Annotated in this window: 15 protein-coding genes; 4 read left to right on the top strand and 11 right to left on the bottom strand. The window is 41.8% G+C overall.

The window, feature by feature from the left end; translation table 11 throughout:
* Window positions 1-131: 131 nt before the first annotated feature.
* From MKX35_RS14660 to aroA, 4 genes are all read right to left on the bottom strand, one after another.
* Window positions 132-659 (bottom strand): DNA topology modulation protein, encoded by a 528-nt coding sequence (locus MKX35_RS14660; RefSeq protein WP_076299263.1) that lies wholly within the window; start codon window positions 657-659, stop codon window positions 132-134.
* Between the two features lie 77 nt (window positions 660-736).
* Window positions 737-1,654 carry a hypothetical protein gene (locus MKX35_RS14655; protein WP_076299264.1) on the bottom strand — a complete coding sequence of 306 codons (918 nt, stop codon included), beginning with the start codon at window positions 1,652-1,654 and terminating at the stop codon, window positions 737-739.
* A 117-nt stretch (window positions 1,655-1,771) separates the two neighbouring features.
* Window positions 1,772-2,827 (bottom strand): chorismate synthase, encoded by a 1,056-nt coding sequence (gene aroC / locus MKX35_RS14650; RefSeq protein WP_076299265.1) that lies wholly within the window; start codon window positions 2,825-2,827, stop codon window positions 1,772-1,774.
* 18 nt (window positions 2,828-2,845) lie between these two features.
* Window positions 2,846-4,192: a 3-phosphoshikimate 1-carboxyvinyltransferase gene (gene aroA, locus MKX35_RS14645; RefSeq protein WP_076299266.1), complete on the bottom strand. Its 1,347-nt coding sequence runs from the start codon at window positions 4,190-4,192 to the stop codon at window positions 2,846-2,848.
* A 105-nt stretch (window positions 4,193-4,297) separates the two neighbouring features.
* On the opposite strand from aroA, the gene MKX35_RS14640 reads away from it, so the two are divergent.
* Window positions 4,298-5,194 (top strand): LysR family transcriptional regulator, encoded by an 897-nt coding sequence (locus MKX35_RS14640; protein WP_076285386.1) that lies wholly within the window; start codon window positions 4,298-4,300, stop codon window positions 5,192-5,194.
* Between the two features lie 42 nt (window positions 5,195-5,236).
* On the opposite strand, the gene MKX35_RS14635 is transcribed toward MKX35_RS14640, so the two are convergent.
* Entirely contained in the window at window positions 5,237-5,497 is a 261-nt protein-coding gene (locus MKX35_RS14635) for a helix-turn-helix domain-containing protein (protein ID WP_042189518.1), read from the bottom strand.
* A gap of 15 nt (window positions 5,498-5,512) precedes the next feature.
* Window positions 5,513-6,505, bottom strand: a complete 993-nt coding sequence (locus tag MKX35_RS14630) for a hypothetical protein (RefSeq protein ID WP_076299267.1) — start codon at window positions 6,503-6,505, stop codon at window positions 5,513-5,515.
* A gap of 402 nt (window positions 6,506-6,907) precedes the next feature.
* Here MKX35_RS14630 and MKX35_RS14625 point away from each other — a divergent pair, with 402 nt between their 5' ends.
* Window positions 6,908-7,627 carry a class I SAM-dependent methyltransferase gene (locus MKX35_RS14625; protein ID WP_076299268.1) on the top strand — a complete coding sequence of 240 codons (720 nt, stop codon included), beginning with the start codon at window positions 6,908-6,910 and terminating at the stop codon, window positions 7,625-7,627.
* A gap of 83 nt (window positions 7,628-7,710) precedes the next feature.
* Here the strand turns inward: MKX35_RS14625 and MKX35_RS14620 are convergent, their stop codons facing one another.
* Window positions 7,711-7,809, bottom strand: a complete 99-nt coding sequence (locus MKX35_RS14620) for a sporulation protein YjcZ (RefSeq protein WP_139328621.1) — start codon at window positions 7,807-7,809, stop codon at window positions 7,711-7,713.
* A 529-nt stretch (window positions 7,810-8,338) separates the two neighbouring features.
* Between MKX35_RS14620 and MKX35_RS14615 the strand changes: the two genes are divergently transcribed.
* Both MKX35_RS14615 and MKX35_RS14610 read left to right on the top strand, forming a co-directional pair.
* Entirely contained in the window at window positions 8,339-8,533 is a 195-nt protein-coding gene (locus tag MKX35_RS14615; protein ID WP_076285382.1) for a hypothetical protein, read from the top strand.
* Entirely contained in the window at window positions 8,490-8,768 is a 279-nt protein-coding gene (locus MKX35_RS14610; RefSeq protein ID WP_341044289.1) for a GyrI-like domain-containing protein, read from the top strand. The genes MKX35_RS14615 and MKX35_RS14610 overlap by 44 nt, the downstream gene beginning before the upstream one ends.
* A gap of 170 nt (window positions 8,769-8,938) precedes the next feature.
* Here the strand turns inward: MKX35_RS14610 and MKX35_RS14605 are convergent, their stop codons facing one another.
* The 4 genes from MKX35_RS14605 to MKX35_RS14590 form a co-directional block, all read right to left on the bottom strand.
* The gene (locus tag MKX35_RS14605) at window positions 8,939-9,565 is read right to left on the bottom strand and encodes a type 1 glutamine amidotransferase family protein (protein ID WP_076285381.1); all 627 of its coding nucleotides are present in this window, start codon (window positions 9,563-9,565) and stop codon (window positions 8,939-8,941) included.
* A 110-nt stretch (window positions 9,566-9,675) separates the two neighbouring features.
* Entirely contained in the window at window positions 9,676-10,638 is a 963-nt protein-coding gene (locus tag MKX35_RS14600; RefSeq protein ID WP_076299355.1) for a helix-turn-helix transcriptional regulator, read from the bottom strand.
* 247 nt (window positions 10,639-10,885) lie between these two features.
* Entirely contained in the window at window positions 10,886-11,749 is an 864-nt protein-coding gene (gene sigJ, locus MKX35_RS14595) for an RNA polymerase sigma factor SigJ (RefSeq protein ID WP_076299269.1), read from the bottom strand.
* Between the two features lie 39 nt (window positions 11,750-11,788).
* Window positions 11,789-12,973: an NAD(P)/FAD-dependent oxidoreductase gene (locus MKX35_RS14590; protein WP_076299270.1), complete on the bottom strand. Its 1,185-nt coding sequence runs from the start codon at window positions 12,971-12,973 to the stop codon at window positions 11,789-11,791.
* Window positions 12,974-12,990: the final 17 nt, after the last annotated feature.

The following is a 12,990-nucleotide window of genomic DNA, read 5'->3' as shown; positions in this document are numbered from 1 at the left end:
CATAACTTAGAATTGTTAAACTTTCTAACCGCAGGATGACCCGTTGTGATAGTATCTACACCATCCTTGTACAAAGTACAAATCAACAATTTCTAATGACTTATTTACAGATTGAACTAACAGTTTGCAAGTCATCCCAGACCAGCCCCTTCCTTCTCCACCTTCCCTATAAACTCATCCATCTCTTTCCTCGTACTCAGAATAACAACCTCTTTACGTCCTTTAATCTGCTCAAGTTTCTTTATAGTGTTCACTCGACCTTTTTTTCTATAATTCCAAACCCATTTCACAAAATCCCAATCTAATTTTTCTGGGCATTCTTGATTCATATCCGGTCTGGATTTCTTGTGATATATAATTCGTCGTTTGATAATTCGGTAGATGCATAGAAGTCTAGGCATATCTAAGAAAATTATTAAATCGGCTTTGTTAATTCGGATATCCATCGTTCTTGAATAGTTACCATCCATGATCCAATGCTCTTCATTGATAAATTGTTCGACAATATTATTCCACTCTTCATTTGGTTTAGGAACCCAGTCGGCATTCCAGTAATAGGTATCCAAATGTACAACAGGGAGATCAAGTATGTAATGTAGTTTGCGAGACAAGGTAGATTTGCCCGATCCAGCAGATCCAATGACTAGTATTCGGTTCATAGGTTCTCCTTTCGCAAAAAAAACACTAACAGGACGTTAGTGCCTTCCAAGAGTTATTATTTTGAAATTTTTATAGCTTAAATCGATTTCAGAAAATCCTTAACAGCCTGCGTCTTCTTATCCCCGTTCTTCTCCAGTAGCATCAAAAATTCTTCAAGCTGGATCAGTAGTGGGCTGGCTTCAATCTGCTCTGGCCCCGCTTCTGACAATGTATTCTCGTATGCAATTGCCGCTTCTTCACTCATCACTTGCGTTATCTTATCAAAGAGCGGAGAGTTTTGGGTACCGTTAAACACATATTCTTTGGCTACGTTATAGGCTTCCTTAATAGCTATTGTACGGTTGGAAGACTTATAGGTTGACAAAAAATCTTCATATGCCATAGCCCGTTCTATGACCTTGTACCAGTTGATCAGCAAAGTTCCGTTCACAGCAGAGGGTTGCTCAGACTCAGTAGCCATCAGCTCGATATAGGCTTGCAAATCTTTGGAGACGTAAGGTTTGAACACTTTGAAGCTTTTGTATTGAATGATTGGATAAAAGCGTCCGCCACCCAATACAAGCTTATAGTCCATGGCAGTCAAGTCCTGTAGAACAACACGGGTCTGGGACTGCTTCACCTTGGATCGAGCCAGCACCATTGACATGCCTGGAGTATAAATATCTTTGATATCTTGTTGAATAGCAGGCGTATTCATTCGTTTGATAGCTGTAGGTAGATAAGCTTTCAGGGCATTTTCCAAATGTAAAACGGCTAAATTAGCCTCTGCTAGCGTCATCTCATCAATACGATTGACTAAGGTGGCTTGGGCCAGACTGAGAGATGAAGGTTTCTTCACTCTTTGCTCAAACAAACTAAAAGCAGCAGAAGACTTAACAACCGCTGCTTTTGACCGCTGTGGGAAGGCAAAGGAAATGGCAAGACCGATACTGGTCAAGAACAGGATTAAGCCGAGAGGGGCAGCAATGCTTTTCATAAAAATTGATCGTTCCATGGTACAGCTCCTTCCAGGGTAGACTGAGACAATGATTCGATCTTAAAAATATCATTAAATGGAAAATAATTCAATGATCATGTCAAAATCAAACATCACCATTATGCCGCTCTAGAATTATCCAAGCATAGCGGCTTGGCGTTTGTACTGATCCTCCAGCACTAAACAGGCCATAGCCTCTACAACAGGGACGATTCTCGGGCAAATACATGGATCATGTCTACCTTCGGTGCGTATCTCTTGTTCTTCCCCTTTGATGTTAGTCGTTTGCTGTGGTACAGAAATGGATGAGGTCGGTTTTACACTAATCCGAAATACGATTTCTTGTCCGGTGCTAATCCCCCCGATGATTCCTCCGGAATGATTAGTAAGAAAACCATCGCTATTCATCGCGTCATTATGCTCACTCCCCAGCATCGTTGCCGCTTCGAAGCCAGCTCCAAATTCTATCCCTTTAACAGCGCCAATGGACAGCATAGCTTTCGCCAGTTCTGCATCCAATTTATCAAAGACCGGCTCTCCAAGACCCGGAACCACGCCACGAATACGGCATTCTACAATGCCACCACAGCTATCCCCAATCTCGGCTAACCCCTCAATTTTTTTAATCATTTTGTCAGCTGCAATTGGATCACAGGCACGGACAGCGTTTTGTTCAATCACACCCTCATCGAAGGATTCACATCTTATGCCTCCGATTTCTTTTGTGTACGCTACTACCTGTACGCCTCTTCTCTCTAACAACTTACGAGCTATCGCACCTCCGGCCACTCTTGCCGCAGTTTCTCTACCTGAAGCACGTCCACTACCACGATGATCCCGAATGCCGTATTTCTCTAAATAAGTAAAATCGGCATGGCCCGGACGAAAAGCGTCCTGGATCTCGCTGTACGCTTCTGGTCTCATATCGTGGTTTTGAAGAACTACAAAGAGCGGTGTACCTGTTGTTTTCCCCTCAAATACTCCAGATTGTATGTGGACAACATCATATTCTTTACGAGGAGTAGTCACTGAAGATTGGCCCGGTTTTCTCCGATCCATCTGTTTCTGTATATACGCTTCGTTAATCTCGACGCCTGGTGTTACACCATCCACTATGACCCCTACCGACACACCATGTGACTCACCGAAGGTTGTAATTTTGAACACTTCACCGAATGTATTTCCTGCCATTATATATGCACTCCTTATTTAGTATTGGACCTGTACGCCTAACGCTGACAAACGGTCAAAATAATCTGGACAGGTCTTTGAGACACAACCAGGGTCGATAATCTGAATATTTTCAATCTTCAAGCCGATTAAAGAAAGCGCCATAGCCATCCGGTGATCGTCATGAGAATTTAGTAAAGCTGGGATTGGCTGACCCGGATATACCGTTAGACCATCCTCAAACTCTTCCACACGTATTCCGAGCTTACTTATTTCTTCACATATCGCGGCTATCCGATCACATTCATGATGTCTGATATGTGCGGCATCCTTTAGAGTGATTGGACCATCTGCAAAAATAGCCATAGCAGCCATTGTTAGTGTTTGATCCGACCACTTCTTCATACTCACTGTGTATCCACCCTTAAGCCGTGGGACACCTTGTACTTCAACAAAGTTCTCCCCACGAACAACGGTACAGCCCATTACCTCCAGAACGTCTAAGAACTCGATATCAGGTTGACTTGTATTGCTAGCATTGATCCCTTCAATTCGTACACGTCCTGCCGTAAGTGCAGCTACCGCCCAAAAGTAACAGCATGTGGATACATCAGGCTCTAAATTGATCGTGTGACCTTGATACTTTCCTGCAGGAACCGTTATCGATTGACCGTCCTGAGATGCTTCTGGTTTTACACCAAAGGAGGCCATCATAGTAAGGGTCATCTCTACATAGTCTCTTTGCACAACTTCTCCATCAATATACACGGTTACCGGTTCTTTGGCATACGGTGCGGCTAGCAGTAATCCACTTATAAATTGACTTGAAGTGGAGCCGGGCAGGGTTGCCTTTCCTCCTTGCAGACCTTTTGCCTCTAATGTAAAAGGTAAACAACGGTCGGCTTGTTTATACTCAAATTGTGCACCCAGGGTTGTTAATGCATTGAGTAATGGCGCGAGTGGTCGCTCACAAAGCCGTTTACTTCCATTCATTGTCCAAGTGCCAGTCCCTGCCGCGAGTGCAGCCGGTAAGAATCTCGCAACCGTACCTGCCGCTCCTACATATAGCTCACCAGTCGGATTCGGCCAGTTGCCGCCACATCCATCCACAACAGCTGTCTCTTCTTCTATCACAACGGGAATCCCCAGTTTTTTTAATGATTCAATACACCAGTAAGAGTCATCACTTCTTAATATTCCCTTTATTTCTGAACGTCCATCAGCTAAAGCAGCGATTACCAAGGCCCGATTCGTCAGACTTTTGCTTCCTGATATGGTTATCGTCCCATTGATTACCGCTTTCGCTGGGCTAATCTTCACTATGTGTTTATCGCTATTCGTTGACCATGGAGAACGTGCTTCTAAGTCCGGTTGATTGGATTCCACTTCATCCACCCCTTTGAATTATTCCTCTAGCCTGATTATAATGAATGAAATGAAATAAATGAAATTGGATTTTTACCATAATGATATAGAGGTGATCTATACCACATGTTCAACTTGGAGTGGTATCGTATTTTCTGGCAAACGGCACGTCATCGAAATTTAACAAAAGCTGCAGGGGAACTTCATATTACACAGCCTTCTGTGAGTTATGCCATTAAACAAATGGAAGAAGCCTTAGGGCTGAAGCTGTTTCACAGGCTGTCCAAAGGTGTAGAGCTTACAGAAGAAGGACGAGCGCTATTTGAATATGTGGAGCAATCCTTTTCCATGCTGGATTCTGCACAGAAGCATCTGGAGAGCTTGAAGCAGTTAAATGAGGGAGAAATACGAATCGGAGCCAGTGATTATCTGATCAAGCACCTTTTGTTGCCGCAGTTGAATACCTTTCATAGCACATACCCAGGTATACGAATTCGTCTCTCTCATGGGAAGACGCCAGACATCACTAAGCGTTTAAAAGATGGTGAGATCGACTGTGCCTTTGTCCATATGCCGCTTCACGATCCACTGCTAAATATACAGACTCTGGCTGTGTTAGAGGATTGTTTTGTAGTAGGTGAAGCCTATCAAGAATTAGCTAGTCGTTCACTTACCATGAGAGAAGTGTCAGAGCTGCCTTTAATCTTATTTTCTCAAGGGAGCAGTACTAGAGTATTTGTTGAACAATGGTTTGCGACTAAGGGATTATCGGTAATTCCAGATATTGAATTGGGGAGCATAGAACTGCTAGCAGAGTTCGCTAGATTAGGGTATGGGGCAGCTTTTATCAGCCGTTCTTTCGTGCAAGAGGATCTTCATAGTGGAAAGCTTCATGAGTTGAAGTTAGAAGATCCGCTTTTACCTCGCAGTATAGGTTTTGCAGTACGACGGGATCGAAAGCTGTCTATTGCGGCTGAGCAATTTGTTCAGATGATTGGGGCACGGCTATCTGAGGGTTTATAATTCTTTGACTAAAAAAGCAAAAAACACCGGGAATCCCGATGTTTAATTCATTCCTAAAGCTTCTTTAATTTGCGGGATAGATAAACCGTTTGTTTTCATCTCTTTGATCCAAAGAATGCGTGCGACGGTTTCCTCTCTTTTATATCTGCGTGTTAAATTCTCCTCGGCCTGTTCAAAGGGAAGCATGCCTTCTTCTGTGTAATGTTTGAGTGTACTATAACGAGAGTTTGTGATTCTTACCAATTCACCTATAGATACATACTCTGAAGCCAAAATATTCTCCATGGAGCGTTGTCTAGACATTGATTACCAACTCCTTTACAGCGGGCGCTTCGGAACAAGACGCACACCTTGGATTGGCACTTTCATCATTACAAAATGCGGGATCGCATCGTATAACAAATTATCAATTTTAAGGGTCGCAATCGATCCTCTCTCCATCACCTTAACTTCATGTCCATAGGACAATAATCTTGTAATAACTGCGTCTAGTCTTTGATTAGAATTATCAAACCAAGACTCTGTTTCTATAAAGACAGCTCGCGATGGCTCTAGGGCAGGGAATACAAGATTGATGCTACTACCAATAAAAGTCTTCGCAAACTTTGTCTTCAATTCTAAAAAGCGTTTGATTCCCAACTCAATTCCATGGCGAATTTGTATTGGAAGCAATGCCTTTGCCCATAAATTACTTTGGTATAAATCATGTAGTTTGATATTTACCTTTTCTATTTCCTTTAGCGAGAAGAAATCATGCATGCATCCACATTCACGAAGCAGCCACAGCATACAAATGACCTCATCCGTTACTGAACCCTCTTCCAAAATCTCTGCGCGAATGTTCTCTGTAATGCTTGTGTACGCCTCCATATTACTGCGATACGCTCTAACTTCAACTTCGGCAGTATCAAAATACATGTCGCTCCCTAACAGACTTGGGATATCTTCAAGCAAATCCATTGCTTTAAGATAATCTGAAATCGCGGTCTCGAACTTTTTTAATTGTTTGTTAGACAGCATGGAGGCCTTTTTTACCCACCAATTAAGATCACCCTTCACTTCAGCATGTTTATGAAGCAAGGGCTGTAGAACCGTTTCTCTATAAAGTGCTGAATGAACTTGATCAAATCCTTCCTTGGGCAAAGTTAACTTGTTCTCTGATTGCGTAAAACATCCCTCTAAGTAAAGCTCCAATATAACCGCTGCTGCCATACAGCGTAAAGACACTTTCTTGACAGTAGTCATATGAAGACTTCTCTGTGCATTAAGCGCGATCACTGAAAAACTCGGTGCTAATTTTAAATCCATCATAACCATCCACCCCTATCCATAAATTCGTATTTACTGGATGATATTTATTCCGTATGGTGAGCGTTTTGATTTACTTACTACTTACTACTTACTACTTACTACTTATCACTTACAATACTCTACATTTACATTATTTTCAAGTGTTCTTGAATAAATTAAATAAAACCCCAACTTGTAATCGGAGACTACTAAAAGAACGGACAATCATATCCTTTTTAGCAAAAAAAGCCAGATCGTCAAGCAATTACGCACATTGCTTGACGACCTGGCTTTTAATTTAAAAATAAACCAACATTTTCTTTTTATGTATGTTCTTAAGTCATTAATATTTAGCACTGCGGTACAAAGTTATTTTTTTTTCATATTATAAAATAAGACCCGCAGTGAAAGGAATTTACACTCATGGAATATTTGAATATGCTTGCTAAATTAGGTGTTGGAAATGCTCATCCTGGAGGGTTTACTGCAACTTTAAAGCAATTTGAACAATATCCACTACCACCTGCTTCCCGAATCCTTGAAGTTGGTTGTGGCACTGGCAGAACATCTTGTTATTTAGCTGCACAAGGTCATGATGTAATAGGTATAGATATTCACCCAGATATGATCTCAAAAGCAAAAATACGGGCTGAAAAAGAGAAATCTATAATTCAATTCTTAGTAGGTGACGCAAGTTCGCTTCCTTTTCCTAACGAGTCATTTGATGTGATTCTTGTTGAGTCTGTATCCATTTTCACTGATACAGAAAAGGCATTCTCGGAATATTATAGGGTTCTGCGGACTGGAGGCAAGCTTTTTGACAGAGAAATGATTCAATATAAACCTATGTCTACAGAAATTAATCAAATGATTAGTACATTTTATCATGTAAAGAATCTATGGGACTTTACTAAATGGTCAGCATTAGTAAACACTATGGGATTTTATCATTCACAGATAGATGGTCCCTTCTTGTTTCCTAAATCAAGTGAGGATCTTACAGAGCATCCAGACCATTATCAACAAATGGACACTGATTCCTTTCTTGACCACACGATTTGGGAAGTGATCAGTAAGTACAACAGTATAATGGACCGTTATCATGAATACATCGGATTTATTCTCGTTATTGGAACGAAATAAAGGATTGGCATGTCCATCAACATTTGCAAAAAAAGAACAATAGCCTTGGAACAGTGGCTATTGTTCTTTCTGATAGCCTGCTATTATACAAAGAAACAAGCAGATAATATAATTACCAATAAGATATAAAGAACCAAAATTTCTCCAGTAGAAGTAAATCTGCCTCCAACTCCACAGCTCATTGATTATCCCTCCCTTTTACTTCCTAAAATATAATATGCGCCACTATTCTAAAAGTATGGACTATCACCTAAATAACATGAGCTGACGGATTTTAAATTCCTACTCACGCCGGAAATAATTACGAAATTGGCCCCAACATTATGTGCCAAAGTTTCTCAAATAGATGATGAATAATAGGAGGTCTATCCATGAATCAAGACAGCGGAAGTTTATATGGTTATTCCGGAATGGCATTCGGATTCGGAATTCTCATAGACAAGACAAATCATCTAAGGAATTGTCGCAAATTCGAACCCGCATCGAAAAAATTGAAAAGATTCTTAGTGAGGTAGAATAAACGGCGGAATTGCAACAGTCACCCCAGTAAAGGCCCATCCGATAAGATATGATGGACCTTTGTTATATCCTCCATTAACTTCTGTTATGCGGTAAAAAAACTTATTTTGGTATTGAGCGAAAAAAACAGCACAAAATATCATGCACTGCTTCCCTTTCCACCTTAAACTGTAGAAAAAAGGAGGGAACAGGATGTTAACGATTTCCGTTCATACACTGGATTTGAAAGGAACAAGCTATGAAATTGGGTATAAGCTAGGCAATATTATTTCAGAAAATACAGCACATAAGATTGCTTACACTCGTAAACTCGAAGGCTTTGGTTTAACAGAATATAAAGACGGTGCTATTTACGGAGGTCGCTGGCATCGAAGTGGATTCTTTTGAAGGACTTCCTGCAAAATTTGTACAAAAGGTAATTCCAGAGGGGCGTTACGCCGTATTCACTCACACTGGTACACTGCGCACGCTTCCCCAAACGTTCCATTATATTTGGGGAACGTGGTTCCTTAACACGAAAGAGGAACTGGACGAGCGTGAGGATTTTGAGCTATACGATCAACGATATTTAGGATATGATCATCCTGATTCCAAAGTAGATCTGTACATTCCGATCAAATAAAAATCATGACCCCCTAGAGAATTATTGGATGATAGCGCGGCTTAGAGCAAACTGCAAAAGCCCAAGCGTTGAATACGCCTGGGCTTCTATTTATAGGTAAATGTGGTCTTCAGACATTATTAGTGAATCAACAACACACAGCACTCCACATGCCTAATATCCCTATACTGTCATTGGATTGAATTCATTAACTCGTAGAAATATTTAGGTTCCTGAGTTTTATTAAGTCGATACCAAGCGTCTAATGTTTTTGGAGAAAATACATCTAGCGCTTTTAAAACATGAACAGAAAATTCTAATGGAGCTACTCCGGATGCGGTGATCAATTTCCCATCGGTGACAGCAGATTCCACTTTGTAATATTCTTCGCCCGTGTAAGAATGGCAAATCATTTTAAGGTAGGCCAAATCATTGCTTGTGTGCCAACGTGAATCTAACAATCCTGCTTGAGCAAGTCCTAAGGTAGCACCGCAAATTGCTCCAACTACTATCCCTTCCTTTAAACACATCTCGGCAATTTTTAATATGGGCACGTGAATAGCTTCTGTCCATGTATTTCCACCAGGTAAAATCAGTGCATCTACGCTTTTAATGCTGCACTCATCCACTTTAATGTCAGGCATTATTTTCAATCCGCCCATTGTAGTTACTGGAGTCTTTTCTATCCCAACGGTGACTATTTTTGCTGGAGCCAGCCCCTGTCTGAAGTGTCTTCCAGAGTTCAGTTCGGCGGCTAAATAACCTATTTCCCAATCGGACATGGTATCAAACACATAAAGATATACTGTATTATTCATTTCTAAGTGCTCCTCATAAAGTTTATTAGGTAACAGCAACCATTCATCTTTAATGAGTGGTTATCATTATAATAAAACAACTTCACTGACATCTGCTGTCAGTGAAGTTGTTAAACTTGATAATATTCCATTAACTCTGAAGCAACCGCCACAAGTTTATTCTTTAGATTCTGTGGCTCTAAAACTTGAATGGATTTCCCATAGGGAAGAATTATATACGGAACATATGTATACAGTGATTCTTCCTCAAGTAAAAAAATTGCTTGCGTTGATGTCCGCTCCTGCAAATGATGCTCCAAAAACCAATGTATGCATAAATCATCCAACGCCTCTGCCCTGCCACCAATAATTAAAGAAATTAATTCGGATTTACCTACTACATCTGGTAACAGATTTTTCATAAAAAAAGTACGCGCTGAAAAATCATTGGGACGCCTAAATGAGAATGGCGTGCGTGTGATGTTCAGAATTCGTTCTACCCGAAAGCTGCGGATCTCATTCCGCAGGTGGCAAAATGCAATTGTGTACCACTTATTGTTCCAATTAACCACGCCATAGGGGTCTATTACCCTATTTGGGGACTGCTCTTCATGACTGTTACGATAAGAAATTTCTACAGAACATTCATTTGCTACAGCGTGCTCCAATTCCTGCAATACCGGCTGAACAGCGGGGTATCCCCTGCGGTTTATTACTTCAAATCCGGCTAAATGATGGCTTAGTATACTTTCCTGCTCCTGATTCGAATACATTTTCAACTTGGATGTTGCATTCTCTAATGCCTCACTCAAAGGATATCCGGCTTCTTTTGCAAATAGGGCAGCATGAAGCAGTGTTTTTTTTTCATCAATACTAAATAGTAGAGGAGATTTGATAAAATTGTGCAGCAAGCTATACCCTCCATTGTGCCCTGTGTCGGATATGATAGGGACGCCACTGACGCATAGTGCATCAATATACCGATAAACTGTTCTTATATTTATCTCTAACTTTTCCGATATTTGCTTTGCAGTCAATTTCTCTCCCGAATTCAACATCCATAGAATTGTTAGCATATTATCATTTTTTGGCATAACATAACCCTCACCTTTGATTACCACTATACTTAACTTCTAACAAGCACTTTAAGTGATTTGTTTGCTAATCCACTGTATTCCTTTATTCTTATCCTAGTAGTGTTGATACACTCCTGAATTCCTTGTTATTACTAATCAACTCCGTTAGTGTTACCGGAGTGAAGGACAAGGTGCTTTTTCCTCTAAGTTTGCTCGATCCTTTCTCAGCTGTTATTTAAACGGCGATTTTTTTCAAATCCTCTTTTCATTTCAATAAATGCCTCAGCTTATCTGGGTTCCTAACAAAGTATAAGTTGCGAATCGAATTTCTCTCGACATGCATTAGCGCAACAGTTACGATGCCATCTCCTGAACGGACAACGAGTCCTGTTTGGCCATTTATATCCCTCATTTCTACATGCACGCCTCCTTCGTAATGAGGAGCCTTACGAGTTAAGCCGAGAAGGAAACGGGCGACGAGATCGCGCGATTCAATAGGATGGACGGCGGCGAAGGCTTTACCCCCTCCATCTGAGACCAACACGACATCTTTGGCGAGCATGGATACAACCCTATCCACGTTACCCTGTTCGAGAGCCGCTAGGAGTCGACGGACCCACTCTTCGCTTGCAGCTTCGGGATTGACTGGTTCATCGGGGGTAATCCCCATTTTTCCTCTCGCACGGCTGATCAGCTTGCGGCAATTCGCTTCGCTTTTGCCAACGAGCTCAGCAATATTAGCATATTCAAAGCCGAGCGCCTCACGAAGCACGAACACTGCCCGTTCCGTAAGGGACAGCCTTTCAAGCAATACGAGCATAGCATAAGACAGCAGCTCGCCTTGAACAACCGATTCAAACGACTCATCATTCGGAGTAAGAAGAGGCTCAGGAAGCCATTGCCCGAAATACTGTTCCCTCCGCTTACGCGCCGAATTGAATAAATCCCGACAGCGATTAGTTACCATTTTGCACAAATATGCTTTAGGTTCAACCAATCGATCCAGCTTTACATCATACAACTTCAGGAATACGTCCTGCACAGCGTCCTCCGCATCGGAGACCGATCCAGTCAGTTGGTAGGCAAGCGTAAAAAGCAGCCCTTTATAATGCTCATATAACTCTTGCATCTTAAAATTCCACCCTTTTCCACTAACCCTCTGTTTACATTATTTTAACAGACTTGCCGAATCCCATGTGAATTTCCTTATTCGCCAACCCAGCTTTCCTGTAAAAATAATATCTAACCCCCATTGATGTGTCCATACCATTCCCTGCTCCGGACCTAAGGCAAAACAAAAAAAGTCAATAAATTCCTTATGCATGGGTGCCGGACGCCCTGCAATATCCGCCGATAAAATCTTTCCAAGCCTTGCTGCTTGGGCGGTCGCTTCCTTACACGTCTTCCCGTCCACCCGTCCGCTAGCAGGGTCAACGATTCGCGCGCAGTCGCCGATACTGTATACACCCTGGGCCCCTTGAACCCGATAACTTGCATCTACGATCACGTATCCTTCCGGAGTCATCGGTAACCCGATGCTTTGCAGCATTGGGTTGGGTAACAGCCCCAGCGTCCAGACACATAGGCCAGCGGACATCGTCTCGCCGTTAGATAAGGTTAGCACTCCCTCTTTCTCCTGTAATACCCTACTTCCATGTAAGGTAGTTACTCCGCAAGCGTCAAGTGAACGTTCCAGTTTAAGCCCTACTTTTGCCGGGCCTTCTGGGAAAAGTCTCTTATTCGCGTTAAATAAATTTATCCTTACAGCATTCGGGTCAAGTCCCAATGATACCGCATCATCACGAAAAAAATAAGCTAGTTCGGCAGATGTCTCGATGCCGCTTATGCCCGCTCCAACAACGGCAATGGTCATTAATCTCTGACGTTCTTTCGAGCTTTTTTCCTTTACAGCTTTCTTTATATTCGCGCGCCATGCCTCTCGGATCTTCCACGCAGCGTCTAAACTCGCTAATGCCATACCTCCTTGATCAGGGTCGGGTTGCCGCACGACGCTGCCCACCGCCAAAACGAGGAAGTCATATTTTATCGAATTCTTATTTCCTACAGCATCCTGACAAAGTAGCCTTCTTTCCCCTGATTCGATTTTCGTTACAGTAGCCTGAACGAATTCAACCCCCTCGGGAAATAACCTAATCAGAGGGATAGTAATCTCTTCATCTCCGACCGCGGGCTTAAAAAGCAATACTTTGCGAAAGTGATAAGTGTTCTTATCGATTAAAATAAGTCGGAGTGTTCGTTTACTTGCTTGCCCCTTAAATGTTTTCCGAATCGCTTTAACTGCATTAATACCTGCATATCCTCCGCCAATAACGATGCATGTCAATTCTTTCATTGCAACCACTCCTTATT

Origin of the sequence: Paenibacillus sp. FSL R5-0923 (genome assembly GCF_038009145.1) — a bacterium.
Lineage (GTDB): Bacteria > Bacillota > Bacilli > Paenibacillales > Paenibacillaceae > Paenibacillus_AQ.
Note: the sequence above shows the minus strand (reverse complement) of the source record. Positions and strands in the feature narration are given on the sequence as shown.

Bases quoted from the DNA above. Each gene is read 5' to 3' on its own strand.
- MKX35_RS14660 (WP_076299263.1), bottom strand. From the start codon at position 659: ATGAACCGAATACTAGTCATTGGATCTGCTGGATCGGGCAAATCTACC.
- MKX35_RS14655 (WP_076299264.1), bottom strand. From the start codon at position 1,654: ATGGAACGATCAATTTTTATGAAAAGCATTGCTGCCCCTCTCGGCTTA.
- aroC (WP_076299265.1), bottom strand. From the start codon at position 2,827: ATGGCAGGAAATACATTCGGTGAAGTGTTCAAAATTACAACCTTCGGT.
- MKX35_RS14640 (WP_076285386.1), top strand. From the start codon at position 4,298: ATGTTCAACTTGGAGTGGTATCGTATTTTCTGGCAAACGGCACGTCAT.
- MKX35_RS14635 (WP_042189518.1), bottom strand. From the start codon at position 5,497: ATGTCTAGACAACGCTCCATGGAGAATATTTTGGCTTCAGAGTATGTA.
- MKX35_RS14630 (WP_076299267.1), bottom strand. From the start codon at position 6,505: ATGATGGATTTAAAATTAGCACCGAGTTTTTCAGTGATCGCGCTTAAT.
- MKX35_RS14625 (WP_076299268.1), top strand. From the start codon at position 6,908: ATGGAATATTTGAATATGCTTGCTAAATTAGGTGTTGGAAATGCTCAT.
- MKX35_RS14620 (WP_139328621.1), bottom strand. From the start codon at position 7,809: ATGAGCTGTGGAGTTGGAGGCAGATTTACTTCTACTGGAGAAATTTTG.
- MKX35_RS14615 (WP_076285382.1), top strand. From the start codon at position 8,339: ATGTTAACGATTTCCGTTCATACACTGGATTTGAAAGGAACAAGCTAT.
- MKX35_RS14605 (WP_076285381.1), bottom strand. From the start codon at position 9,565: ATGAATAATACAGTATATCTTTATGTGTTTGATACCATGTCCGATTGG.
- MKX35_RS14600 (WP_076299355.1), bottom strand. From the start codon at position 10,638: ATGCCAAAAAATGATAATATGCTAACAATTCTATGGATGTTGAATTCG.
- sigJ (WP_076299269.1), bottom strand. From the start codon at position 11,749: ATGCAAGAGTTATATGAGCATTATAAAGGGCTGCTTTTTACGCTTGCC.
- MKX35_RS14590 (WP_076299270.1), bottom strand. From the start codon at position 12,973: ATGAAAGAATTGACATGCATCGTTATTGGCGGAGGATATGCAGGTATT.